We start from the raw sequence: 25,411 nt of genomic DNA on the forward strand, positions 1-25,411 counted from the left end.
CAGGGGATACGTCCTCAACCTGTGGGATGAAGAAGATGCGTAACGTTCGGTGCGACGGATCGATGACGGGTGCGGCAGGCTTGTCCGCTCTGCGGTCAGGCTGCCACGTCGACCGGCGAGCGGTCCTTGGTGGCGATCTCCACGGCCCGCGCGAAATCGCCCGCCATCTTCTCCGCGTCGAAGGCCAGATGGATGCGGCTGTGCTCCACCGCCTTCACCACCACCGCCACCTCCGCTGCGTAGCGGTCGAGCCGCAGATGACCGATGGCCCCCGCCAGCGAGCGGCCGTCGGTCGTCGTCACCGGATCGATCATGGCGCCGCCGATGGACAGGTTGCGCACGGTCACCGCCAGCCGGTCGCCGCCGATCAGCAGGGTTCCCGTCTCGTCCACCTGGAAACGCGGCTTGCGCCGGCGGTCGGCATCGCCGGTGGAGGTGCGGACGATGCGGACCAGAACCTGCCGCAGGCTCTCGATGGAACGGGCGACGTCGCCGGACCCGTTCTTGACATGGGTGGCCTGTTCGCCGGTGCGGTCGGCCTCTTCCGACACCGCGGCGATGCGGTACGACACTTCCTGCGCCGCCGTGGAGGTCTCCACCACGTTGCGGCTGATCTCCTGGGTGGCGGCCGACTGCTGCTCCATCGCCGCGGCGATGGAACCGGCGATGTGGTCGATCTCGGCGATGGTCCGGCCGATTTCCTCCACCGCCTGCACCGCCTCGTCGGTCACCGCCTGGATCGCGGTGATCTGGCGGGTGATCTCCTCGGTCGAGGACGCGGTCTGGTTGGCGAGGTTCTTCACCTCCTGCGCCACGACGGCGAAGCCCTTGCCGGCTTCTCCCGCCCGCGCCGCCTCGATGGTCGCGTTCAGCGCCAGCAGATTGGTCTGGCCGGCGATGGACTGGATCAGGTTGACCACCTCGCCCACCTTCGCCACCGTTTCCGACAGCGAGCGGATGGTGGCCTGGGTGTGGTGGCCGCTCTCCACCGCGCGGCGGGTCACAGCACTGGAATGGGCGACCTGCGAGGAGATCTCGCGGATCGAGGCGGCCAGCTCCTCGCTGGCGGCGGCGACGGTCTGGGCGTTTGCCAGCGCCTGCCCCGCGGCGGACGCCACGGTCTGGGCGTTGATGCTGACCCGCTCGGCCGAGCCGGACATGCCTTCGGCATCGTCGGCCATGGCGCCGGTGCGCTGGGCGACCTCCTCCACCGCGCGGCCGGCCTCGCGCTCCACCGTCGACGCCATGGTCTCCAGGGCGCGGCGCCGTTCCTCGTCGGCATGGCGGGCGCGCTCGACACGCTCCTGCACGGCATAGCACAGGCGCGCCTTCAGGCCGCGCAGCTGGCCGGCGATGAGATGGAATTCGGCTGCGGCCGGCAGGTCGATGATGTGGGTCTGGTCGTTGCGGGCGATGGCGTCGAAATCGACCGAGAAGGCGGCCAGCGGGCGGCGGACGGTGCGCAGCAGCAAGAGCCCGCAGAACACCGCCCCCAGCAGGACAGCCAGCCCGGCGGCCACGGCGAACACCAGATGCCAGCGGAAATCCTCCAGCGCCCCCTCATACTCGCCCTTGGCGACCGTCAGCTGCAATTGCAGCAGGTCCTTGTTGGTCTGGAACGCCGCTTGGAACAGCGGGTCGATGCGGTCGCGGACCAGGACCTCCAGCCGCAGCGAATCGCCCTGGCGCGCCAGTTCCATCGCCGGCTTCAGCCCCTCGTTCAGGAAGGCGGCGCGCTGCCTGGCGAAGCGGTCCGCCAGAATCGTCTCCTCCGGCGTCATATAGGTGGTGAGGTAGTCCGCCCACAGCCGGTCGATGGTGGCGGCGTTCCCGGCGATGCGGTCCTCGCGCTGCGCCATCGCCTTGGGATCGGTGCCGTCGCGGGTGTCGATGATCAGGCGCTGCAACGTCTGCACATTGTCGCGCATATGGTCTAGGATCTCGCCGATCTGGACCGCTGGCACCGTCCGGTGCTCATACACCATCTTCAGCGACGCGTTGCTGTCGGACATGCCGCGCAGCGTGACGCCGCCGACCGCCAGCATCGACAGGATCATGAAGGCGAAGATCAGGGTCAGCCGCCCGGTCACCGTCGCCATCCAGCGGCGGAACCTCGCCCCGGCGCCGCGCCCGACCGCCTGCCCGTCGCGCACCGTCAGATGGCGCGCCCTGCCCTCGCGGATGTCGGAATAGAGCCGCTCCGCCGCCGCCACCTGATCGCGCGACGGTTTGGTGCGGATCGAGATGAAGCCGGTCACCGTCCCGTCCTCGATCACCGGCGTGACGTTGGCGCGGACCCAATAGAAGTCGCCGTCCTTGGTCCGGTTCTTCACCAGCCCTTCCCACGGCCGGCCATCCTTGATGGTCGCCCACAGGTCGGCAAAGGCTTCCTTCGGCATGTGTGGATGCCGGATCAGATTGTGCGGAGCCCCGATCAACTCGGATTCGGCATAGCCGCTGATGTCGACGAATGCCTTGTTGACGAAGGTGATGCGCCCGCCCGTGTCGGTACGCGACACCAGCAGGACACCGTCTTCCATCGCGATTTCACGGTCGGTGATCGGTTCGTTGAGACGCATGGGGACGGAGCCTCGTCAGACAATGGGCACGTTCGGGCAGGCAGGCCGGCACGACGGGGCGCGACCGGAGGACAGACCAGGGGCCGGCGCACCGCCTGGAAAAAGCGATGGTTCGGCACAGCTAACGGAATGGCGTTTCATCTACTCTGAGTAGCCCATGCCCGCACTGACACAGATCAAGTCAGCAAGCGGCGTGCCATGCACACTGAATTCTTCGCAAACGGCCGCTCCGGTAAAACCCTGATGACCGGGCACGCACGTCACCGGGGATTCGCCGCGTCCGGCGTCGCAATTTGCGAATGAAAACGCGAGTCAGCCAGGAAATTATCAAATTGCAAAAGAACAGGTTTCTCAGGAGGAAGGTCAATCGCGACATCAGAAAACATTAATAAAGAAAAACCCCTCTCTCGACTTGGAGAGAGGGGTTCCATGACTGCGACATTCTGCCGCAGCATTTCCACATATGTGAAAATGCCGCGAGCGGTCAGGACTTCGCCATCAGCTGTTCCAGCCAATGGATGTCGTAATTGCCGTCGATGAAAGCCTGCTGCGCGATGATGCGGTCATGCAGCGGCAGGGTGGTCTGGATGCCGCCGATCACATACTCTTCGATGGAGCGGCGCAGGCGCATCAGGCACTCGTTCCGCGTGGTGCCGTGGACGACCAGCTTGGCGATCAGGCTGTCGTAATGCGACGGCACGCGGTAGCCGTCATACAGCGCGGAATCGACGCGAACGCCCAGTCCGCCCGGCGCGTGATAGCCGTCGATCTTGCCCGGCGACGGGATGAAGGTCTCAGGGTTCTCGGCGTTCACGCGGCATTCGATGGCATGGCCTTCGAAGCGGATGTCCGACTGGCCGTAGCCCAGCGGCGCACCGGCGGCGACGCGGATCTGCTCGCGAACCAGATCGATGCCAGTGATCATCTCGGTGATGGTGTGCTCGACCTGAAGGCGGGTGTTCATTTCGATGAAATAGAACTGCCCGTCCTCGTAGAGGAACTCCATCGTGCCGACGCCGCGGTAGCCGATGGCCGCCGCCGTCTTGGCCGCCAGCTCGCCGATGAAGGCGCGCTGTTCGGCGTTCAGCGCCGGGCTCGGCGCCTCTTCGATGACCTTCTGGTGCCGGCGCTGGACCGAGCAGTCGCGCTCGCCGAAATGCACGCAGGTGCCGTGGGTGTCGCCAAGGAGCTGGATCTCGATGTGCCGCGGATGGCCGAGATACTTCTCCAGATAGACCTCGTCGTTGCCGAAGGCGGCGCGCGCCTCGCCACGGGCCAGCTGATAGGCTTCCTTCAGCTGGTCGGGGTTGCGGGCGACCTTCATGCCCTTGCCGCCGCCGCCGGCCGCCGCCTTGATCAGGACGGGATAGCCGGTCTCGTGGGCGACCTTCTCCGCATCCTCCAGCGATGTCACCGGACCGTCGGAGCCGGGCACCACCGGCAGCCCCTGCTCCATCACCGTCTTCTTGGCGGTGACCTTGTCGCCCATGATCCGGATATGCTCCGGCGTCGGACCGATGAAGGTGAAGCCGTGCTCCTCCACCATCTCGGCGAACTGGGCGTTTTCGGACAGGAAGCCGATGCCGGGATGGATGGCGTCGACATTGGTGATCGACGCCGCCGACAGGATGGCCGGAATGTTGAGGTAGCTGTCGCGCGCGGACGCCGGACCGATGCACACGCTTTCGTCGGCGAGGCGGACGTGCATGGCATCGGCGTCGGCGGTGGAATGCACCGCCACGGTCTGGATCCCCATCTCGCGGCAGGCGCGGTGGATGCGGAGCGCAATCTCACCACGGTTCGCGATCAGGATCTTTTCGAACATCGCCAAGGGAATGCCCCGCTTACTCGATGATGAGGAGAACTTCGCCGAATTCGACCGGCTGGGCGTCGGACACCAGCACTTCGGCGACGGTGCCGCCGCGCGGGGCCTTGATCGGGTTCATGACCTTCATCGCCTCGATGATCATGATGGTCTGGCCGGCCTTGACCACGTCGCCCGGACGGACGAAGGGCGTGCCGCCCGGCTCGGCCGCCAGATAGGCGGTGCCGACCATCGGCGAGGTCACGGCACCCGGATGGCTGGCCGGCTTTGCAGCGGCCGGCGCCGCCACGGCGACCGGAGCGGCCGCCAGGACCGGGGCTGCCTGGACGGCGACCGTCTGGGCGGCGGTCGGGCGGGTGACGCGGATACGCTTTTCGCCCTCGGCGAACTCGATCTCGCTCAAGCCCGTCTCACGCAGGAGGTCCGCCAGCTTGCGGACCAGATCGCCGTCGATGTCGAAGCTCGCCATGATGTCAGTCGTTCCCGTTTCCTTAATCGCGGTCGATGATGTTCGCGATGGCGTCCAGCGCCAGAAGATACCCGTGCGGCCCGAACCCGCAGATCATCCCCCTCGCCACCGGCGAGATGTAGGAATGATGGCGGACCGGCTCGCGCTTGAAGATGTTCGACAGATGGACCTCGATCACCGGCAGATCCGACAGAATCAGGCTGTCCATGATCGCGACCGAGGTGTGGGTATAGGCGCCGGCGTTGATGACGATGCCGTCATTCTCCGTGCGGGCCTGCTGAATCCACGAAACCAGTTCGCCTTCGTGATTCGACTGCCGGAAATCCACGGTCAGACCCAGCGTGTCGGCACGCTCGTGGCAGGCGGCCTCCAGCTCGTCCAGGGTCATCGACCCGTAGATTTGCGGCTCCCGCACACCCAGCATGTTGAGGTTCGGCCCATTGAGGACCAGAATCGACGCGTCGATGGCCACAGCCCGCGCCCCTTTTCCATGATCGAAACCGCGCGTTTATATCACGAAGCACCGTCCTGTCCATGGCGACGGGGGCCTTCCGCGCGGAAAAGCGCGCCCAAATCCGGAAAATCGCCGCGGCAGGGCCGGAAGACCGCGCGAACCCCCAGGAAAAACTCCAGCAATATCAGGGAGCAGGCCGAAGCGCGTGGCCGGCGAGCAGCTGATTGTAAACGCCCCGCTGCTTCAGGGCCTTCAGCCCGTCGTTGAAGTCGGCGACCGTCGTCTCCGCCCCCGGCGTGCCGCGTCCGACCACCAGATGCAGCGTCACCACGGCGAAGGGCCGCTCCGCCACCCGGATGTCGTCGGCCAGCCCGGAGCGCTGAATCGCCGCAGCGCCGCTGAACTCATCGATCACCAGAACGTCGGCCCGCCCGGTCGCCACCATGCGCACGCAGGCTCCCAGGTCGGAGGGGGTCTGCCGGGTCAGGCGGCCCTGCCCGACCATCGCCTCCAGCCCGGCCGGCAGGGCATAGCCGACCGGCAGGCAGATCGTCCGCCCCTGGAAATCCTCGAGCCCGCCGGAGTCGCCGGCCCCGCCCCGGCCGCGGAACTCCATCCCGGACCGGTTCGACAGATAGACGAACTGCCGCACCTCCATCACCGGGTCGGAGAACAGCACCTCCCGCTCGCGCTCCGGCGTGCGGATATAGGGAAAGGTGGCGAGGAAACGGCCGGCCACCACGCCGTCATAGCCGCGCTTCCACGGCATGAAGCGCACGTCGTACCGGCGCCCGCCGACCGCGAAGGCCCGGCGGACCAGATCGGTCACCAGCCCGCCACCCGGCAGGTCGTCGCCGGTGTAGGGGGCATAGTCGCTGCCGGTCACCAGATCCAGGCCGGTGTAGGGGGCCGGAGCGGGTTCCCTGCCGCCGGCCTCCGGGCCGGGGACCTGCGCCTGCGGCTGAGCCGGGGCAATGCACAGCAGCAGCAGCCCGGCCAGGACAATGCCCACAGCCGAGGGTCTCACCGTGCCTATCGCCCCGTTTGCCGAATCCCGCAAGTCCGTTGGCCGCCCGCTGGTGGGTCCGGCGCCGCGGTCGCACGGCGCCGGCCAAGATCCAATCGCTGAGATCTAACGGCCTGCACGCCGCACTGTAAAGAGCCGCCGACACCCGCCGCCGGCTTGCGGTCGCTTACGGTCACTCAGCCGCGGCGGCCGGGCCGGCGGCGGCGTCCCGCACACGGCGGCCGGCCGGATCAGTGTAGAGGTCGTTGATGCGCTGGACATGCACCGCCGTCGCCTCGCGGATGGCGAAGATCGCCTTGCGGGCCCGCCCGCCCCAGCCGGCCGGCTGGCTGGCGAAGATCGAACGGAAGAAGCGGGTGTTCCGCAGGAAGGCCTGCCGCAGATTCAGGTCGACGTCGCCGAAACGGTCGCTCAAGGTGGCGGCGATGCGGCGGGCGAAGAACTGGCGCAGCTTGAAATGCCCGGCCAGGAACAGCCCGCCCAGCAGCAGCGCGGTGCCGATCAGGTGCAGCGGAAGCCCGCTGTCGCCGGACTCGGACAGCCAGCCGAGGAAGGCGCCGAATCCGCCGCCCAGCGTCTGCACGACGGCGCCCAGCAGCGCCAGCAGCAGCACGCCCCACACCGCGTCGCCGATCAGCACGCGGCGGCGCCACATCGCCATCGCCTCGCGCAGCTTGGGCAGCACCTCCCCCTCCACTTCCTTGGTCAGGCTGTCGATGGAGCCGATGATGCGATAGGCGCGGGCGACCTCGACCTCGTTGATGCGGGTCTGGAGTTCGGCCAGATCGTGGTCGCGGCGCGCCTGGTAGCGGGCGCGGCGGCCGTCATCCTCGATGTCGACGGCGGAGCGCTGGTCGTAGATGGCATAGAAGCGGCCCGACACCAGCCCGGCCTGGGCGATGGCGCGCTGCCAGGCGCCGAACACCGCCTCGAGATTGTCCTCCTTGGCGGTGGTGTCGACCTGATTGAGGATGTAGCAGACCTTGCGGGCGTCGGCGCGGTTGACCGTCTTGGCGACCAGATGGCGCAGCGTGTCCTGCATGGCGCCCGGTTCCGGATGGCGGGCGTCGAAGAAGACGAGCACGAGGTCCGACAGCTCGACGATGTGGTCGACCAGCCGCAGGACCGAACGGCGCTGGTCGTCGGCGTCGAAGCCCGGCGAGTCGATGAAGATCTTGCCCTTGGTCCGCGTCCCGGCCAGCGTCTTCAGTTGCAGGTAATTGTCGATCCGCTTGCCCTCGCCGGCGGCAACCTTCTCGATCTCGTCGGCGATGCGATAGAAGGGGAAACGCGGGTCGGCGTTCAGCGCGGTGCCGGGCAGCGCTTCCTTGCGGGTTTCCGGACCGTGGCAGATGACGGTGAACTTGTCGTCCACCGCCTGATTGCCGGTGTTCTGCAACACCTCGCCCAGATAGCCGTTGAGGAAGGTCGACTTGCCGGCGGAGAAGGTGCCGAGCACCGCGACCATCGGCCACCAGGGAATGCGGGTGGTCAGCGATTCATGGCGGTCGATCAGCCCCAGCCCGGCCAGGATGCGGTCGAAGGCGCGGAAGGTCGGGAGGACCGGCAGCAGGTTGGGATTTTCCGCCCGCAGATGGGCATCCAAAGCCGCAAGGCGCTGCTGAAGGGCTTGCCGGGGGGTCATGGCGGGCGAATCCACTGTTGCACGGGCCGAAAAGAACGGCCCCTCTCTAGCACGGGCGGGACCGGCACCGGACATGAAATCTCCCTCATCTTCGGTCCGGGGATTTTCCGAACAGAGAGCCGGGGCGGGGGCATCCAAACGGGGCCGGGCGAAATGCCGCGGGAACAGGACCGGGCGGACACGCGTTTCCCGGCGATGGACGACAGCGACCGTCAGGACGGCGGCCAGAACGACAGCACGGGTGGCGGGCGCGAGGAGATCCGCGACGGCGGCCCCCTGCCGGCGGACGCCGATCAGGCGCATCGGCTGACCGCGGACGAACTGGCCTTCCTGCTGCGCGACCCGATGCTGCGGGCGCGGGAGGCGGAGCGTGCCGCGAAGTCCAACCGCAGCCGCACCGAACGGCGGGCGGCCGACCCGGCCTATGCCGAGCGGCTGCGGGCCGGCGACCGCGAGCGCCAGCGCCGGCGGCGCCTGCGCGATTCCATCGGCCGGCCCGAACCGCCGGAGCCGGTGGCCGCCGACCTGCCGGACCTGACCGTGGCGCAGGCGGAGGCGCGGCTCACCGACCATCTGGACGGCAGCCCGTCCGCCCAGGCGGCGCAGCTGCGCGGACGGCCCGACCGCATCCGGCTCTATGCCGAGGCCTTCGTCGCCTACCGCATTTTGTCGACCGGCGGCGTCCGGCCGACCCGCGGGGCGCTGGCTGCCCTGCTGAAATCCCGCTTCGGCCGCACCGTCACGCCGTCCCAGGTCCAGAAGCTGCGCGACCATGTGGAAGGCTTCGCCATGGCCGGCGGCCCCTGGGCGATGGAGGTCCCCCACCCGTCCGGCACTGCCCGAACGAGGAGCACCCGGAAGGCCGATACGGATAGTCACGCACCACGGCTGCCACGACCCTGAATCGCCGGTTCCGGACCCCGGTTAACGGCGGCTTAATAAGGTTAATTATGTATTAACGCTTGTCTGGCCAACCATGCGGCCCGAATGGCCCGGTCCGGACGCAGCGTGACGGACTGTATCGGCCTTGAGAGAAGAAAGTTTCTCTCCGCTCCCGGTTTATTTATTACAACCAGAAGGTTCTTCTCCACCATTTGTGGCGGTGCAAATCCCATCCGTTTCCGATCACGGAATTTCTATAAACAAAAAGCTATCGCCTGAACGAATGGATGAACCGAAAGACTCGGTGATTTCCGCAAAGGGATGAATGCAGGGATCCGACAGAGGCTTGGCGCAATTGCTTCTCAGCGGCGCTGAAATAATACAAAGCTGTAATATGACAACCCCTGCGAATGCTGCACCACCACCAATGCCTATCGGAATATGACAAACACACACCAATATTCAGAAGTTTTCTCTTGAATCGCTTCAACGAATGTGTGAACAATCTTTTCATTATCGTAAAGATAGGCCGCGGAAGACTGGACAGCGGAGACCAATGGACATGAGTGAACCGACGGCGCGCAAAAGAGGACGACGCGGATCGCCGGAGTCCTGGTCTGTGGACGCCCATGTCGGGCAACGGGTGCGGATGCGCCGGACCCTGCTGGGAATGAGCCAGGAAAAACTGGGCGAAGCGATCGGCCTGACCTTTCAGCAGGTCCAGAAATACGAACGCGGCTCCAACCGTATTTCGGCGGGCACCCTGTATCGGCTGAGCCAGGTTCTGGACGTTCCCGTAAGCTTCTTTTTCGATACCTACAATGACGCCGACAGCCCACGCCGCTCACGCGGCGGTTTCGAGGAGTCGGACGACAGCGACAGCCAGATCAGCCGGCGTGAGGCGCGACTGCTGCGCCTGTGGCGCGCCGCTCCCTCCCATGTGTCGGACGAGATGCTGTCGCTGCTCTCGGCCCTCTCCCCCGAAATCAAGGAGCCGCCGGAAGGCCCAGGCGAGGGTGAGGACGGCGAGCCGGATGCATCCTCTCAATCGGGCAGCCCACAGCCATCGGTCAACGGGGGAAGCCGCCTTGCCGACACCGAGATCCTCGCCGCCGGGCCGGATGGGGAAAGCACCCGCAAGGCTGGTCGTCCGGTGCGCAGCGACGCGCCGCGGGTCAAGCCGGTGAAGTCGGCCGATGCCGCCAGCCAGAGCAAGTCGCGCCGGCGTCACGGCGCGGTGTGGGACCCGACCGACATCGCGCGCGCGTCCAAGCCGTCGCCGAGAAGCTGATCCAGGTCCGGCAGTTAAAAAGCTGCGCTCGGCTGGCAGCAAAAGAAAAAGGCTCCGCATCGGCCGATGCGGAGCCTTTCTCATAACAGGACGGGCACGATTGCCCGCGGCTTTACCAGCTGCGGACCGGACCGACGTCGAGATGGACGAAGCCGCTGCGCGGGTAGAAGCCGACACCGCCGGACTGCATCCCCTTCGCCGTCTCGGAAATGGCGCGCAGCTGGGTGTCGGGAAGGCGGATATCGATGGCCATGCCGCGGGTGTGATAGCTCTCCTTCGCGACGCCACGCGACCGGCGCCGGGCCATCGCATTGGTGCGGCGGGAGCGGTAGCCGCAGATCACTTCGAACGGATCGTCGGAGCCGACGCTCTGGTGAACGCGGGCGAGCAGGTCGAACAGGCGCGGGTCGTAGTGGCAGACCTGCTTGGCGCGGTGGTCGCGCAGAAGCACGTCCAGCTTGCGCAGCGCGTCCGGCTTGTAATTGCCGTCGGCCCAATAGACGCCGTCGAACCGTTCCTGTGTGTTGATGTTGTGCAGGCTGAGGCGCCGGACGCTGCCGGCCAGGGGAGCGGCTTCCGCAGAGCCCGATCCCAAAAGGACCGGTGCAGTCGCCACACCCGTCACCACGCTGGTGGCGACCCCCGTCATCATCCCCGATGCGGCCGGAAGAGCCGCAGATACCGCTGCCGCGGCAAAACCAAGGAACCCGCGCCGCCCGATTGCCGGTGCGGCACGCTCATCATCCCCCAAATGCATCCCCGAACCTCGTCGTCTTACGTTTTTGCCGTTCTACGCTGTGGCCGTTCGGCGTTTGGCGGGTCGCGCGGGCGCCCGCGGTGATAGTATCAGCCTTATGACCAACGCTGATCCGAAGCGTCCCGTCTGGTGTGAATCGTCTCCGGACGGATATTCGTATAGGGAAGGTCATCGGCTGAGGCAATTAAAAAATTTCACAGTGTGACCTTCTTGCATAGGTGGGTCATAGGACGGCGGCAGGAAGATCACACCGGAAGAATGATCGACCGGATTTCTCGCCGCGCGCCTCGCCTTCCATTATTGCGTTGCATAAATTGATCGGGAGGGCAGCGGTGCATCCATTCCGATGCTTCGCTGGACCACAGTGACAGAAGGTGCCGCCATGATCGCTTCCGCCGACCTCCGCATGTCCCGCAAGCTGGCCCTGCTGGCGCTGACCGCCGCATCGGCGATAGCGCTGCTCGGGGCCGGGCCGGCGGACGCCCTGCCCTACCGCGACACGTTGACCCAGTGGGCCGACCGGCTGGATGCCGCCGCGGTGGAGTTGGACCAGGCCCCTGTGCAGACCTCCACCCGGATCGGGGAAGGCGGGCTGATGAAGCTGGGCAGCAGCGGCGAGCGTGTCGGCCGGCTGGCTCAGCGCCTGGCCGAGCTCGGCCTGCTGCCGGCCGACAAGGTGTCGGAGGTGTTCACCGTCGACGTCGACCGCGCGGTGAAGGCCTTCCAGCTCGCCCAGCGGATGAAGCCCGACGGGCTGATCGGCGCCGGCACCCGGGCGGCGCTCGACCGCACGCCGGCCGAGGCCGCGGCGCTGATGCGGCAGAGCGCCGTCGCGATGCGCAGCTTCCGCGACACCGCCCCGGACAATATCCTGGTGGTGAACCTGACCAACCAGACCACCACCCTGGTCCGCGGCGGGGAAGAAGAGCTGACGATGCGCGCCATCGTCGGCCGGCCGTCGCGCGAGACGCCGCTGCTGACCGACCGCATCACCCACGTCATCGTCAACCCGACCTGGACGGTGCCGCCCACCGTTCTGAAGGAAGACAAGCTGCCGAACCTGCGCGCCAAGGGCACGCCCGGCATCCAGAACGCCATCGTCTATCTCGACGGGCAGGAGGTGGCGCCGGAAACGGTCGACTGGCACGACGTCACGCCGGGCCGCGTCCGCATCGTCCAGCAGCCGGGCGACCACAATGCCCTCGGCCGCTTCCGGTTCAACCTGACCAACCCTTATGACATCTATCTGCACGGCACCAACGAGCCGCGGCTGTTCGCCCGCGAACTGCGCTCGATCAGCTCCGGCTGCGTCCGTCTGGAGGATCCGCGCAAACTGGCCGAACTGCTGCTGCAGGGCACCAGCGTGACGCCGGAGCGGATCGACCGCATGCTGAACAAGCAGCAGCCGCAATGGGTCAAGCTGGCGACACCGATGCCGGTGCAGTTCGTCTACTGGATCGCGACGGTGGAGGCCGATGGGGCGGTCCGCCTGCATCCGGACATCTATGACCGTCTGGACGACGCGCCGGCCACGGTGTCCGTTCCGGCGCCGCCGCCCGGCGCGCTTCCCGGCACCACGCCCGCCGCGGCCCCCGCGCTGTCCCCGGCTCCGGCTGCCATGCCGCCTGCCGGCCGGCAACCCGACGCGGGCCGCGCCGCCATGCCGCTGGACAAGAGCGGCACGGCGGAAAAGTCGGCTGACAAGTCCAGCGTCTGAAGACGGCCGGACCGCGCGGCGCCTGCTTTAGGCCCGGCGCCGCGTCTTCTTGCTGCGGTTGGGCGGCACGGCGGTCGATGCCGCCTCTTCCGGCGTCGGCCAGACGTCGCGGTCGCCGCGCATCGGGATGCCCATCTCTTCGCCCTGGTCAGCGAGGCCGGGCTGTTCGCCCTGGTTGGCGATGCTCAGCACCGGCTCGACTGGCTCGGTGCGCATCGCCGTCGCTTCCGGACCGCCGGCAGGGTTGGGCTTCAGCGTGTCACGATAATTGTCCTGGATGGCGATCTCTTCGCTGGCCAGTTCCCAATGGGCCTCGGAACGACCCTCCGGCCGGCCTTCATTTTCCCAGATCTCGTGCGCGCGCCGACGGATGCGGCTTTCCAAATCCTCGGCCATACGGGTCGTCTCCTTCACGGGTGGGCCTTGCGGAGGGAGGCGGGAACGGCGCGCGGCGGCACTTGCCGCCCCGGTCAGCCCCGCCGGTCCTGTAATGAACCCCGCCGCTCCCCCGCCGGTTCCGGCGCGCTTCCGCTCTATGCTTTCGTACTGCCCGCACCCGTCACCGTTTCCGAACGGCAACGCCCCTGTGAAAAGCGGCGAAGCCGCCACAATTCCGCCGCTTGTCGTTTGAATTAACCCCATCGTGATGATATTGCACCGCCATCAACCGGCGGTCCACAGACAGTGGCTGGGCCAAGCGACGGGACCGATATGTTGCGCATTTCCTGGCCGAATCCCGCCTCAACCAGCACCCTATTCCGGGCGACCGACGCCGTACGAAGCCATGACGGCGCCCTGGCCCCGCTGGGCCGCGCCGGCATGCTCAAGGTCGCTTTGCTGGCCTGCGCCCTCGGCCTGCCTGCCCTGCCCACCGTTGCTGCAGAGCCCGCCGCGAAGCGCCCGTCCGCCGTAAGGGTGGAGGCGAAGCCTGCAGCTCCGGTGCAGGCCGCCACGCCCGCGGCCGCCCCGGCGCCCGATGGTCCGGTTCTGCAGCTGGGCATCTATTCCCGCGACGGCGATGCGTGGCTGAGCTGGAAGAATTTGCAGCAGCGCGAGCGGGACCTGACGGCGGGCCTGACCGCATCGGTCATGCAGCTGGATGGGAAGAGCGGTGCGGGCGTGGCGCTCTACGCCCAAGTCGGCAAGGGGACGGACGCGCGGGCGCTGTGCCGGCGGATCGTCGGTGCCGGCTTCGGCTGTCTTGTCGTGGACCGGCCGGCCATGGCCGAAAAGCCGGCGGAGAAGGCGGCGACCGCCACTGCCGCTGCCACTGTAACCGCTCCGTCCGCGCCGGCAGCGGGCGGCGCCTCGGCAATTCCGGCATTGGCCCCTGTTGCGCCCGCTGCGTCGGCCCCTGCAACGGCAAAGCCGCCGGCCGTGACCGTGGCGGTCGCCCCGGCGCCGGCCCCCCTGCCGGCAGCCATACCGACCGAGGCCAAGCCGCCGCAGCCGGCCGGCAACCGCGAGACGGTGACGACCACCACCTCGTCCGTCCTGGCGCCGATCGGATCGGCTGTCGCCGCTCCGCTGGCGCCCCCGCCGCCGCCGTCGGTGGCCAACGCTACGCCGCCGGCCGACGGGCTGATCATCTACAACGAGGAAGACGCCCGCACCATGGCGGACATCGAGCAGCACAGCCGCCGCAAGGGCCGGCTGCGCTCGGTGATGCCGGATTCGCGCTATGACGTGATGCCGGCGACGCTGAAGCGGGAGAACTGGAACCTCTGCGCCCTGACCTTCGACGACGGGCCGCACCGCACGGTCACCCGCCAGATCCTGGACATCCTGAACCAGGAAGGCGTGCGCGCCACCTATTTCCCGGTGGGCCGCATCGCCGAGCGGCAGGGCGACCTGATCCATGATTTCGTTGCCGCCGGGCACGAGATCGGCAACCACAGCCTGACCCATTCCGACCTGCGCAAGATGGACGCCACTGGCGCCCGCTACGAAATCGCGGAGACCAACCGCATCCTGCGCAGCTTCGGCGCCAACCCGGTGCTGTTCCGCCCGCCCTATGGCCGCTATTCGGAGGAACTGCTGACCATCGCGCGGGACGAGCATATGGGCTCCGTCCTGTGGTCGGTGGACACGCGCGACTGGCAGGTGCGCAACGCCGACAAGATCGTCAGCCAGATCAAGCTGGGCGGACTGCCGGGCAACGTCTTCCTGATGCACTCCACCTATCCCAGCACGGCGCAGGCCCTGCCCCGCGTCATCGCCGAACTGAAAGCCAAGGGCTGCGAGTTCGTCACCCTGTCGGAATGGCTGGAACGGGCGCGCGTCCTGGCTCTGCCGAAGATCGTCAATGCCGGCATGCCCTCGCCGGGCGGGGACGAGGCCAGCGGCCGCCAGTAAGGCCCCGCCCGCCACCCGACCGCCATCCTATGGGACTCAGCGGGCGGACTTGCCGTCCTGCTTCTTGCGGTTCTGGGCGTATTGGCGGATCACCGCATCGACTTCCGTCGGCAGGATGCTCCAGGTCGCACCGACGCTGTCGCCCTTGATCTCCACCACCGAAACGGTGGCGTTGAAGGTGAATTTTCCGGCGGCATCGTCGACGCGCACCGACACCTTGGCATTCTGCCCGACCACCAGCGACCCGTCGAAACCGCGGGCGACGAAGCCCTTGGGCGTCAGCGACACGATGGGATAGCTTTTTCCGTCGCACTGGATGACGCTGACCGGCATGCGGGCTGCCGGCTTGGCCGCCTTCTTGTCGGCCACCGAGACCTTCAGGAAATCGAAAAGCCCCATACCGCGCCCCCGGAAAGCCGCCCCCGCTTGCGACGGACGGAAGAGCGAATGCCGCCCCCGCCCGAGATTAAACGCGGGCACGCTTCGCGTAGCAACGAAATCCTGTCGGGTTTCCGTCAGGAGAAAGCCTGATGCCTCAGGGACGGCCGGCGCCCTGCCCGGTCTCCTGCCCGAAGCCCTGAATTGCCGCCCACGCCCGCTGCGCCCGCCTGAAGGACAGCAAGGCGAAGGGCAGCAGGGTAACGAGGACCACCGCCATGCCGACCATCACCGACAAGGCCCCCAGCGCATCGGCGGCCGGAAGCTGCGCAACCAGGCTGGCCATGAGATGCAGGATCAGCGCGCCCAGCACCGACGCGCCCAGCAGCGGACCGACCACGGCGGGCAGCCCGCCCAGGACTCCCCGTGCCGGCGCTTCGGTCGGTTTGGCGACGGTATCGCCGTCCGCCCATCCGGACCGGCCCGGCCCAAATCGGACGGCCGGATATGGCAAGCCGGCGACGCCCCGCACAACGCTCCGCATTGGCACCTCCGCTCTGGCTGTTCTGCCGCACCCCGTACGGTCTGCTTCGACTGGTCCAGTCGGGTTACCGAAGGAACCGATGCTGGAACTATAGGATGCTTTCTCCGGTCTGGCTAAAATCCAATACGGTTACCCCCTTGCGCTGAGCGCCGCCCCATCCCTGCCCAAAGTAAAGGCATCTTATGGACAGGTTCATTGGATAGGCACGACGAAGGGCTTGGCCGCCGGCCTCGCCCGCGGTCTCCACAGAGGCTGTGGATAACTGTGTGGGCAAGCCGTGGGCAGTCCCGATTCGCGCAAGGCGATTCAAGGGGCCCACTGTGTTTGCCCAAAAATCAGGCAATCTGCACAACCGCCTGATTTATATGAATAATCACGCTTTTCCGGCTGTCGGCGCCTCAGTGGCGTGTCAACTGAAATCTGTCACATTCCGCCGGACCCTGCGATTTCACACCCTGTTGTGCCCTGTTGACAACTGCTCCCAAGGGCATTGCACCATCGTTGCGGGTAGGGCGGCCCCCATCGGCCGCCCTATGACCTTCGGGTGGGTGACGTCCGCAACCCCCGGCGCCGCCTAGCTTTCCGTCTTCACCCAGCAACGCAGCACCTCCGCCACGCTCCAGGCCTGCGAGATGCAGCCGCGCGGGGTGAAGGGCGCCTCCGCATCGAAGATTTCGCTGATGGTGCCGATGCCGGCCTCGTCCAGATGCGGCAGGAAACCCTCCAGCAGCCGGCGCCCACCCGCCTTGTCCTCCGGATGCAGCTTCAGCCAGGCATCGACATAGGGGCCGATCAGCCAGCCCCAGACGGTGCCCTGGTGGTAGGCGGCGTCGCGCGCCCGCAGATCGCCGAAATATTTCGCCTTGTAGTCGCGGCAGCCCGGCGCCAGAGACCGCAGCCCCAACGGGGTCAGCAGGTGCTTGCGCACCGTCTCCACCACCGGCTCCCAGCGCTCGCGCTCCAGAACCGGATGGTCGAGCGAGACGGCGAAGATCTGGTTGGGCCGGCAGGCGATGTCGTCGCCATGCTCGCCATCCACCACATCGAACAGATGCCCGGCGGACGGGCACCAGAAGCGCGCGTTGAACGAGGCGCGCGCCTGATCGGCCAGCTCCTCCAGCGGGCGGGCGGCGGCCTCGCCGTCCTCCTCGCGCAGCCAGCCGGCCGTCAGCCGCAGGGCGTTGTGCCACAGCGCGTTGATCTCCACCGCCTTGCCCCGGCGCGGCGTGACCACCCAGTCATCGACCTTGGCGTCCATCCAGGTCAGCTGGTAACCCTCCTGGCCCTGGCGCAGCAGCCCGTCCCGGGGATCGACGCCGATGCCGAAGCGGGTGCCGCGACGGTGGAAGTCGATCACCTCGCGCAGCTTGGGCAGCAGCAGGCGCAGCGTGTCGCGGTCGCCGGTGACGCCCAGATAGCGGTGCAGCGCATGGAAGAACCACAGCGTGGCGTCGGCGGTGTGGTACAGCCCGCGGTCCTTGCCGTCGGGGAACATGTTGGGGATCAGGCCGTCGCGGATGTAGTGGCCGAAGGTGTGCAGGATCCACCCCGCCTCCAGATGGCGTCCGGTGGCGAGCGTCAGCCCCTCCAGAGCGATCATGGTGTCGCGGCCCCAGTCGGTGAACCAGTGGTAGCCGGCGATCACCGTCCGCACCTCGTCGCCCTCCGCCCGCGCCCGCATCTGGTCGGCGACACGGCCGGCCGGCACGAAGAGGAAGCTGTCGGCCGACAGCACCAGTTCCGCCATCGCGCCGTCGCGCAAGCTAGGATGGGCGTTCTGGATGATGCGGCGGCGGCGTTCCGCCTCGAACCCCAGCACATCGGCCGGCGGCAGGGCCTCCAGCCGCCACCATTCCTCGGTCGCGGCGGCGAAGGTGATGCTCTGGCCCGCCCCGACCTCGCCGCTGAAATAGCCCGGCGTCCACAGCGATCCGCGCGACTGGTAGCCGCGTTCGTCCTCTACCCGGTAATAGACGTCGCGGCGGATGCCGCCGTCGAGCGTCATCGGGAAATCGCCGCCTTCGATCGCCATGCGCAGCACCGGCAGGTCGGGCCCGGCCGAGACCTCATATTGCTGTCCCGACGCGGTGATTCGATAGGCCCCGGCCAGCGGCCGGTCCACCGCCGATTCCAGCGTGCGGAAGGCCAGCACCGGCCGCAGCCGCAGCTGTACCGGTGCCTTCGCTTCCATCACCCGGTAGGTGACGTGGACGATGTTCTGGCCGTGCGGCAGGACGAGCTGCTTCTCGATCACCGCCCCGCCGGCACGGAAGCGCCAGACCGGCAGCCCGGTCTCCATGCGAAATTCCTGCAGGGCGGCGGTCTGCCCTTCCTCCCCCGCTTCGCCGCCGGCCGCATCGCCGCCGCCTGGATCACCACCAGTGTCGCGGGAACTCAGCCGGTAGCGGTGACCGTCGGAGTCGATGACCACGTCGCTCAACTGGCTCAGCATCAGCACACGGCCGAGCGGGGCCGGCAGTGCGGCGATCAGCAGACCGTGATAACGCCGTGTCACCGCCCCCGACACCGACCCGGACGCATAGCCGCCAAGACCGTTGGCAACCAGCCATTCACGGGTTTCGGCACCTTTCGGACCGGTGTTCAGGACCTCGCGTGACAGGGTGCGGACGAAATCAGCCATGGTGGACCTATGCTCAGCTATCGGTTTCCTATCCTTGGGAAACCACGATGACCGGGGTTGTGTTGCCTCCCTCATCGTCGCTTTCCGTCGAAAAGCCATGTGCCGGTCCCAAAACCAGCGCCGCATGGCCGGGCAGCCGCCACGCTCCGTCCGGCTGCTCCACCGCCGCCGTGCCGCAACCGCCATAGGCGGGCTCATCGCTCGACCACAGCACCGTCCAGGCGCCGTCGAGGGGTGGCGCCAGCAGCGGTTCGGCCATCACAGTCAGGGTAAGGTCGCGGCCAAGGTTGAGCAGCAGCAGCCGGTCATCGCCCCCTTCCCCGAAGAAGCGCAGGACGAAAGCCTCCTCCCCCAGCACGGCGCCGTCCAGCCCTCCGATGCACTGGGCGGCGAAGACCGGGTCCTCGCGGCGCAGGCGCAACAGGTCGCGGTGCAGCGCCCAGACCGCGGCGTTGCTTTCCCGCTCGCGATGGTCGAGCTTGCAGCGGGTGAAGCTGTCCTCGGCATGCGGCTTCGGCAGAGCCGCCAGCATCGCCGGCCCCGCGATGCTGGGGAACTGGGCCAGGAACTCCGCCCTGCCCTTCTCGACCAGTCCGGCCAGATCCGGCTTGTGGTCGGCAAAATAGAGGAAGGGGGCGCTGGCGGCGAATTCCTGGCCCTGGAACAGCATCGGTGTGCCAGGGCCCAGCAGGAACAATGCCGTCATCGCCCGCAGCCGGCCCGGCGTGGTCAGCGCATGCAACCGCAGTCCGCGCGCGGAGTTGGCGATCTGGTCGTGATTCTGCAGGAAGCTGACGAAGGCCGGGCGTGGCACGCCAAAGGCCGGCATGCCGCGCCGCTTGCGCTGCCAGCGATACCACTGTCCCTGGTAGAGGAAGCCGTACTTCATCGCCGACACGAATTCCTGCGGTGTGCCGCGATAGTCGGTGTAGTAGGCCTCCATCCGGCCGGTCAGCGCCACCATCGCCGAATGGTGCAGGTCGTCGTTCCAGATGGCGCACAGTCCGCAGCCGCCCTCTTCGGCCGGCTTCACCATGCTGGCATGCTGCGGCTCGTTCTCCCCCACGACAATGGTGGCGCGCCCGCCGGCGGCTTGGCGCACGGCACGCGAGATTTCAGTCAGAATGTGTGGCTTGCCCTGGGCTTCGCTGCCGTCATTGATCGACTGGGTGGCGTCCAGCCGCAACCCGTCCAGGTGGTATTCCTCGATCCAGAAGGCGGCGTTGGTCAGAAAAAACTCCCGCACCGGCTCCGAATTGGGGCCGTCGAAGTTGATCGCCTCGCCCCAGTCGTTCCTGTAGCGGTCGGTGAAGTAGTCGTCGGCGAAGCATTTCAGGTAATTGCCGTCCGGGCCGAAGTGGTTGTAGACCACGTCGAGGATGACGGCGAGGCCCAGCCGATGCGCTTCGTTCACGAAGCGCCGCATGGCGTCCGCATCGCCATAGAGCCGCGTCGGCGCGAACAGGTTCACCCCGTCATAACCCCAGCCGAAGCGGCCGGGGAACTCCGACACCGGCATCACCTCCAGCACCGTCACCCCCAGATCGGCCAGCGCCGGCAGCTCCGCCAGCGCGGCGTCCCAGGTCCCTTCTGCCGTGAAGGTGCCGATGTGCATCTCGTAGATCACCTGCCCCCGGATGACGCGGCCCTGCCAGTCCCCGTCGCTCCAGGCGAAGCGGTGCGGATCGACCAGCTGCGAAGGCCCGTGCGGCCCCTCCGGCTGGAAACGCGACACCGGGTCGGGATAGAGCGTCTCCTTGCCGTCCAGCCGGAAGCGGTAGAGTCCCCCAGCCTCCAGCCCCGGCACCGCGGCGGAGAAATAGCCGTTCCCCTCGCCCGTCAGCTCTGTAGCATGTCCGTCCGGCTCGGAGACCAGTTCGACCCGACCGGCCTTCGGCGCCCAGACCCGCGCATGGGCGCCGCCGGGAAGCAGTTCTACCCCGATGGGCCAGCGGCGTTCGACCGTGGCCTGCGCCTGTTCGACAGGCGGAAGTGCGGCGGAGATGATCACGGCAAGTGCCCCCGGTGAGTGATGCGGACGTCCCCTGTGGGTCGGTCAACAGGGACAGGGCGGCGTGGTCGCGCAGGTCCGGAAAATTGTTTCGAAGCCTATGGATTCGGCGGCGGGGTCGGCAGCATCGCTCAAACCCGCTCGCCGAAGCTCCGTGCGGCGGCGTCGATCACCAGCGGGTGGGCGCGGAGCGCGGTCAGCGCCGCCTCGACCTTGTCGTCGCCGATCTCCAGCGTCACCACCACGTCGGAGCGGTCGCCGCGCTCGGCGTCCCGCTCCTCCCGCCCCCGCTGCACGACATCGCCGAAGCGGTCGCGCAGGCTGCCGACGATCTCGGCCTCCACGCCCCGGCCGCGCTCCGCGGGATAGGCATAGACCAGCTCCATCTGTCTCTCCCTTCGCTTCAACCCTGCGGCGCGAAGACGACGCGCAGGCAGTCGTCGGCCTTCTCCTTGAACATGCGGTAGGCCTGCGGGCCGTCGTCCAGCGGCAGCCGGTGGGTCATCAGGTAGGAGGGGTCCAGCTCGCCGTTGCGGATGTGCTCGAACAGCCGCTCGGCATAGCGCTGGCCGTTCTGCTGGCCCATGCGGAAGGTCAGGCCCTTGTTCATCGCCGCCCCCATCGGGAACTTGTCGATCAGCCCGCCATAGACGCCGACGATGGACAGGGTGCCGCCCTTGCGGCAGCTCTCGATCATCTGGCGCAGCACCGCCGGCCGGTCGGTCTGCAGCCCGACCGCCTGCTTGGCCCGGTCGTACAAATCCTCCACCGCGTTCGACCCGCTGTCGGCCTCCATGCCGACGGCGTCGATGCAGACGTCGGGACCGCGCCCGCCGGTCATCGCCTGAAGCGCGTCGAAGATGTCGACCCGGCTGTAATCCAGTGTCTCCGCCCCCGCCTTCATCTGGGCGGCGCGCAGCCGGTCGGGAACGCGGTCGATACCGATCACCCGCTCCGCCCCCAGCAGAGTGGCGCTGCGGATCGCCATCTGACCGACGCCGCCGCAGCCCCACACCGCCACCACGTCGCCCGGCTTGATGCCGGCCATGTCGGCGGCCATGTAGCCGGTCGGCACGGCGTCGGACACGAACACCGCCTTCTCGTCGCTCACCCCGTCGGGCACGCGGAAGGCGTTGAAGTCGGCATAGGGCACGCGGATATATTCGGCATGGCTGCCGGCATAGCCGCCGAAGGCGTGGCTGTAGCCGAAGATGCCGGCGCCGCAATGGCCGTAGGCGGTGCGGGCATGGTCCGGGTTCGGGTTGGAGTTGTCGCACAGCGAGCTTTCGCCATGCCGGCAGTGACCGCACTGGCCGCAGCCGATGATCGACACCGTGACGACCCGGTCGCCGCGGTTGAGATAACGGACCTCCGGCCCCTTCTCGACGATCTCGCCCAGGAACTCGTGGCCGATGATGTCGCCGGGCCGCATGGTCGGCACATAGCCGTCGATCAGATGCAGGTCCGACCCGCAGACCGACGACAGCGCCACCTTGACGATCACGTCATGCGGATTGACCAGCACCGGGTCGGGCACCCGCTCCACCCGCAGGTCGTTGGTTCCGTTCCAGCAGAGCGCCTTCATTCCGTCGCCTCCCGGAAGGGGCCGGAGCTTCCGCCGCGCGGCTGCCGTTCGATGGTGGACAGCTCGCCCGTCTCCACCCGCTGCTTCAACCGGCGCAGTGCCTCCTCCGCCTGTCCCGCCGGCGTGACGCCCAGCAGCGCCGCCACCTCGGTCGCCGGCACGCGATAGACCAGCGTCAGCCGCACCTCCGTCCCGCGGTCGCCCGGCGCCGGGCTGAGCATCAGCGAGGCGCGGTGCGGCAGGGTCGTCTCACCCGCCGTATGCCAGGTCAGCAGCCGGTCCTCGTCGACGCGGTCCAGCACGCAGCGCCAGTTCGGCGCCTCGCCCGCCGACTGGGTCGAGGGTTTGGCGATCCAACGGCTTTCGGTCGCCGATAGCACATCGACCCGCTCCAACTGCGGCATCAGCTTCGGCAGGTTGGCGAAGTTGCGCCAGAAGCGGAAGATCGTCCCGGCATCCGACGCGATGGTGACCACCGCCTGCGTCCGTTCCGGCGTCAGCGACCGGCGGCGGGTAGCCGGCCCCTGGTGGCGCCATGCGCCGGGGTTCGGTGCCGTGCCCAGCGACCGCTCGCCGAAGGGCCGCAGCCCGAGGGCACCGGCGGCGAACAGGCCGGCGCCGCCCAGCGCCATCATCGCCCCGCCCCAGCCCGACCGCTGCAATCCCAGAACGCCGAGTGCCGTGCCGCCGACCATGGCAAGCCAGCGGCCGCCGGTGGCGGCATCGCCCGGTCCCGCGCCCGCAAGGCCTGCCCCCAGGCCTGAGAGGAAAGAGTCCGGCTGCGGCCAGCGGCCGCCCCGCCCGGTCAAACTGTTCGACGCCATCGCCGCTCCTTTCCCGTCTGTGCAAAGGCTATGGACAGAGAACAGCCGGGTTGCGGCTTCGTTGCCTCACCCGCAGTGGTAAGCGGCAACCGCGGGGCGTCTGCGCTGTTAGTCTCTACAGCAGAGATCGGATGGGAGGATGGCCGTGCCTCTTCTGGACGCCACCATGGGCATCGTCGACGCCGAGGGCTTTCGGCCGGTGACACTGGAAACCGACCGCGGCCCTGTCCAGGCCCGCTTCTACCCGGCGCCGGTCGGCGAACTGGCGGTGCTGTGGGTCGGTGGGGTCGGCGGCGGGTTCGATAGCCCGGCGCGCGGGCTCTTCCCGCGCCTGGCCGCGGATTTCACCGCCGACGGCGTCGCCTCGTTGCGCCTGCGCTTCCGCGATCCGCGCGACCTCAAGGAGGCGGTGTACGACGTGCTGTGCGGGCTCACCTTCCTCGGCCGGCAGGGCATCCACCATGTCGCGCTGGTCGGCCATTCCTTCGGCGGCGCGGTGGTCATCCAGGCGGCGGCGTCGAACCGGGGCGCGGTCTGCACCGTGGTGACGCTGGCGACCCAGGGCTACGGCACCGATCCGGTCGGCGACCTGTCCTGCCCCATCCTGCTGGTCCACGGCGAGGCGGACGAGATTCTGCCGGCAAGCTGTTCCATCCACGTCCACCGCAAGGCGGGCGAACCGAAGAAGCTGGTTCTGGTCCCCGGCACCGGCCATGCGATGGAAGAGGCGTCGGAGGCGGTCTGCCGCGAGGTGCGCGACTGGCTGAAGTTTTACCTGCTGGAACGGTAAGGCCTGCTGAAACGACAAGGGGCGCCACCGGCGCCCCTCTCGAATTCCCTCAGCTCTCCTTGGCCTTGTGCGTGTCGCTGATCGGCTGCACGCCCGCCGGCTGATCCTGCTGCTGCTGTTGGGGCTGTTGTTGCTGTTGCTGTTGCTGTTGCTGCTCCGGCGGGGCCTCGCGCCGCGGCGGGCCAGCCTTCACGTCCTGATAGACCGCCTTGGCGATCTCCAGCAGCTCCTCCTTCGACAAGCGGCCGGCCAGGGCGTAGGCCAGCGGCCCTTCGACCCAGTAGAAGGTCGCCACGTCGCCGTTCTGAGTGAAGCTGAAGTTCGACTGGTTGCCGCTCTGCGGAGCGCCGACGAACAGGGTGATCCGCTTGTTGCCGTCGTTGGCGTACATGTACTGCGCGCCGGCGCCGAGGTCGGTCGGCAGCGAGCGGCCGCCGATCAGGCGATAGCCGATGCGGCCCAGATCCGGTCCGAAGACGTCGCGGCCCATCCGCTTCGACAGCCAGCCGTTCAGCTCGTCCTGATTGTCTGCGCCAAGCTCCACCTGGAAGCGTTCGTCGGAGGTGTAGAAGCGGTGCGCCTGGGTGGCTTCCTGGGCGAAGGTGGCGAGCGTCTGGCGCTGCTGGGCGACGGGAGCGCCGACCTGCTGGTCGACCCCGCGGCCCATCCAGCCGCCGGCGGCACCGGCGACCACCAGCATCACCGCCGCGGCGAAGCGCACCAGCGGACGGGCATGCCAGGCCGGACGGTTGTCGTTGAAGGCGACACGCCCCTTCAGCCGGTCGGACAGCTCTTGGACCTTGTCGCTCGGCGGCTCGCGCAGGACGATGTCGAACATCTCGTGCAGCAGCGTCGCCTGGGCGCGGTAATCCTCCGCCCGGCGTGCCGCCTCCGGATCCTCGGCCAGCCATCGCTCCACCGCCAGACGGCGGTTGCCGTCCAGCTGCCCGTCGACATAGGCGTGGAGTTCGTCCTCCGTGACCCGTCCCAGTCCCTGATGCGCGTTCATCACTTCACCCGCCGGAGGGTAACGGCACCCTCGTTCGCCAGTTTCGCCCGTACCGCCTCGCGCGCCCTCGACAGGCGCGACATGACAGTCCCGATCGGCACGCCGAGCATGTCGGCGACCTCGTCGTATTTCAGGCCCTCCAGCGCCACCAGAAGCAGCACCTTGCGCTGTTCCTCCGGCAACTCGTCGACCGCGCGCATCATCTCGCGCAGCTCGACACGCTCTTCCTGCCGGGGCGGGCTGACCAGCTTGGATTCGACGTCGTCGACATCGACCTCCTGCGGCCGGGCAGCCTTGGAACGGACCTGATTGACATGGACGTTGTGCAGGATGGTGAAAAGCCATGCCCGCAGGTTCGTCCCCGCCTGGAAGCTGTCGGCGCGCGCCACCGCGCGCGTCAGCGCCTCCTGCACCAGATCCTCCGCATCCGCGCTGTTGCGCATCAGCGCACGCGCGTAGCGCCGCAAGGACGCGATGTGGACTTCCAGATCGACCCCGAATTTGCTCAACCGCGCACCCGATCCTTAACCGATCACGCCACGGCTCACGCCATGGCCTTCCCCTTCTGCCGACAAGGCGGACGGGACGACGAGGGCGCCGCAACTCCAGAGGCCGGGCCGGCTCTTTC

The 25,411-nt window shown here is 67.8% G+C and carries 21 protein-coding genes and 1 pseudogene; 5 read left to right on the forward strand and 17 right to left on the reverse strand.

Translation table 11 applies throughout. The features are described 5' to 3' along the window. Positions 1-95: 95 nt before the first annotated feature. The 6 genes from ABNQ38_RS18645 to ABNQ38_RS18670 form a co-directional block, all read right to left on the reverse strand. The gene (locus tag ABNQ38_RS18645; protein WP_377809683.1) at positions 96-2,579 is read right to left on the reverse strand and encodes a methyl-accepting chemotaxis protein; all 2,484 of its coding nucleotides are present in this window, start codon (positions 2,577-2,579) and stop codon (positions 96-98) included. Positions 2,580-3,063: 484 nt separating this feature from the next. Continuing rightward, positions 3,064-4,404 carry an acetyl-CoA carboxylase biotin carboxylase subunit gene (gene accC / locus ABNQ38_RS18650; RefSeq protein ID WP_109047376.1) on the reverse strand — a complete coding sequence of 447 codons (1,341 nt, stop codon included), beginning with the start codon at positions 4,402-4,404 and terminating at the stop codon, positions 3,064-3,066. 19 nt (positions 4,405-4,423) lie between these two features. Next, entirely contained in the window at positions 4,424-4,873 is a 450-nt protein-coding gene (accB, locus tag ABNQ38_RS18655; RefSeq protein WP_098740163.1) for an acetyl-CoA carboxylase biotin carboxyl carrier protein, read from the reverse strand. Positions 4,874-4,895: 22 nt separating this feature from the next. After that, positions 4,896-5,345: a type II 3-dehydroquinate dehydratase gene (gene aroQ / locus ABNQ38_RS18660; RefSeq protein WP_098740164.1), complete on the reverse strand. Its 450-nt coding sequence runs from the start codon at positions 5,343-5,345 to the stop codon at positions 4,896-4,898. Positions 5,346-5,511: 166 nt separating this feature from the next. Beyond that, positions 5,512-6,339 carry a substrate-binding periplasmic protein gene (locus ABNQ38_RS18665; protein WP_377809684.1) on the reverse strand — a complete coding sequence of 276 codons (828 nt, stop codon included), beginning with the start codon at positions 6,337-6,339 and terminating at the stop codon, positions 5,512-5,514. A 187-nt stretch (positions 6,340-6,526) separates the two neighbouring features. Then, positions 6,527-7,999 carry a dynamin family protein gene (locus tag ABNQ38_RS18670; protein ID WP_377809685.1) on the reverse strand — a complete coding sequence of 491 codons (1,473 nt, stop codon included), beginning with the start codon at positions 7,997-7,999 and terminating at the stop codon, positions 6,527-6,529. A 153-nt stretch (positions 8,000-8,152) separates the two neighbouring features. On the opposite strand from ABNQ38_RS18670, the gene ABNQ38_RS18675 reads away from it, so the two are divergent. Both ABNQ38_RS18675 and ABNQ38_RS18680 read left to right on the forward strand, forming a co-directional pair. Continuing rightward, positions 8,153-8,902, forward strand: a complete 750-nt coding sequence (locus tag ABNQ38_RS18675; RefSeq protein ID WP_377809686.1) for a hypothetical protein — start codon at positions 8,153-8,155, stop codon at positions 8,900-8,902. Between the two features lie 541 nt (positions 8,903-9,443). Continuing rightward, positions 9,444-9,699, forward strand: a pseudogene (locus ABNQ38_RS18680) (helix-turn-helix domain-containing protein); the annotation flags it as partial. Positions 9,700-10,284: 585 nt separating this feature from the next. Here ABNQ38_RS18680 and ABNQ38_RS18685 read toward each other — a convergent pair. Continuing rightward, positions 10,285-10,824: a DUF882 domain-containing protein gene (locus tag ABNQ38_RS18685; RefSeq protein WP_246307211.1), complete on the reverse strand. Its 540-nt coding sequence runs from the start codon at positions 10,822-10,824 to the stop codon at positions 10,285-10,287. Positions 10,825-11,311: 487 nt separating this feature from the next. Between ABNQ38_RS18685 and ABNQ38_RS18690 the strand changes: the two genes are divergently transcribed. After that, positions 11,312-12,646 carry a L,D-transpeptidase family protein gene (locus ABNQ38_RS18690; RefSeq protein ID WP_377809687.1) on the forward strand — a complete coding sequence of 445 codons (1,335 nt, stop codon included), beginning with the start codon at positions 11,312-11,314 and terminating at the stop codon, positions 12,644-12,646. A gap of 27 nt (positions 12,647-12,673) precedes the next feature. Here the strand turns inward: ABNQ38_RS18690 and ABNQ38_RS18695 are convergent, their stop codons facing one another. Further along, on the reverse strand, positions 12,674-13,042 hold the full coding sequence (locus ABNQ38_RS18695; protein ID WP_109047496.1) for a DUF2934 domain-containing protein: 369 nt from the start codon (positions 13,040-13,042) through the stop codon (positions 12,674-12,676). Between the two features lie 315 nt (positions 13,043-13,357). Here ABNQ38_RS18695 and ABNQ38_RS18700 point away from each other — a divergent pair, with 315 nt between their 5' ends. After that, positions 13,358-15,001, forward strand: a complete 1,644-nt coding sequence (locus tag ABNQ38_RS18700; protein ID WP_377809688.1) for a polysaccharide deacetylase family protein — start codon at positions 13,358-13,360, stop codon at positions 14,999-15,001. A 36-nt stretch (positions 15,002-15,037) separates the two neighbouring features. Here ABNQ38_RS18700 and ABNQ38_RS18705 read toward each other — a convergent pair whose 3' ends face one another. The 7 genes from ABNQ38_RS18705 to ABNQ38_RS18735 all read right to left on the reverse strand — a co-directional run bounded on the left by ABNQ38_RS18705 (position 15,038) and on the right by ABNQ38_RS18735 (position 22,984). Further along, entirely contained in the window at positions 15,038-15,400 is a 363-nt protein-coding gene (locus ABNQ38_RS18705) for a hypothetical protein (protein WP_377809689.1), read from the reverse strand. 136 nt (positions 15,401-15,536) lie between these two features. After that, entirely contained in the window at positions 15,537-15,923 is a 387-nt protein-coding gene (locus ABNQ38_RS18710) for a hypothetical protein (protein ID WP_377809690.1), read from the reverse strand. 574 nt (positions 15,924-16,497) lie between these two features. Next, on the reverse strand, positions 16,498-18,564 hold the full coding sequence (locus ABNQ38_RS18715; RefSeq protein WP_377809691.1) for an amylo-alpha-1,6-glucosidase: 2,067 nt from the start codon (positions 18,562-18,564) through the stop codon (positions 16,498-16,500). Positions 18,565-18,592: 28 nt separating this feature from the next. Beyond that, positions 18,593-20,575 (reverse strand): malto-oligosyltrehalose trehalohydrolase, encoded by a 1,983-nt coding sequence (treZ, locus tag ABNQ38_RS18720; RefSeq protein ID WP_377809692.1) that lies wholly within the window; start codon positions 20,573-20,575, stop codon positions 18,593-18,595. Positions 20,576-20,706: 131 nt separating this feature from the next. Beyond that, positions 20,707-20,961 (reverse strand): hypothetical protein, encoded by a 255-nt coding sequence (locus ABNQ38_RS18725; protein WP_377809693.1) that lies wholly within the window; start codon positions 20,959-20,961, stop codon positions 20,707-20,709. Positions 20,962-20,978: 17 nt separating this feature from the next. Then, positions 20,979-22,160, reverse strand: a complete 1,182-nt coding sequence (locus ABNQ38_RS18730) for a zinc-dependent alcohol dehydrogenase (protein WP_377809694.1) — start codon at positions 22,158-22,160, stop codon at positions 20,979-20,981. Next, positions 22,157-22,984, reverse strand: a complete 828-nt coding sequence (locus tag ABNQ38_RS18735; protein WP_377809695.1) for an SRPBCC family protein — start codon at positions 22,982-22,984, stop codon at positions 22,157-22,159. The genes ABNQ38_RS18730 and ABNQ38_RS18735 overlap by 4 nt, the downstream gene beginning before the upstream one ends. 139 nt (positions 22,985-23,123) lie before the next feature. On the opposite strand from ABNQ38_RS18735, the gene ABNQ38_RS18740 reads away from it, so the two are divergent. Further along, positions 23,124-23,774, forward strand: a complete 651-nt coding sequence (locus ABNQ38_RS18740; RefSeq protein ID WP_377809696.1) for an alpha/beta hydrolase — start codon at positions 23,124-23,126, stop codon at positions 23,772-23,774. A 49-nt stretch (positions 23,775-23,823) separates the two neighbouring features. On the opposite strand, the gene ABNQ38_RS18745 is transcribed toward ABNQ38_RS18740, so the two are convergent. After that, positions 23,824-24,783 (reverse strand): anti-sigma factor family protein, encoded by a 960-nt coding sequence (locus tag ABNQ38_RS18745; RefSeq protein WP_377809697.1) that lies wholly within the window; start codon positions 24,781-24,783, stop codon positions 23,824-23,826. Next, positions 24,783-25,292 carry a sigma-70 family RNA polymerase sigma factor gene (locus ABNQ38_RS18750; protein WP_377809698.1) on the reverse strand — a complete coding sequence of 170 codons (510 nt, stop codon included), beginning with the start codon at positions 25,290-25,292 and terminating at the stop codon, positions 24,783-24,785. The genes ABNQ38_RS18745 and ABNQ38_RS18750 overlap by 1 nt, the downstream gene beginning before the upstream one ends. Between the last annotated feature and the right edge of the window lie 119 nt (positions 25,293-25,411).

It is taken from the genome of Azospirillum sp. A29, assembly GCF_042604625.1.
Taxonomy (GTDB): domain Bacteria; phylum Pseudomonadota; class Alphaproteobacteria; order Azospirillales; family Azospirillaceae; genus Azospirillum; species Azospirillum palustre.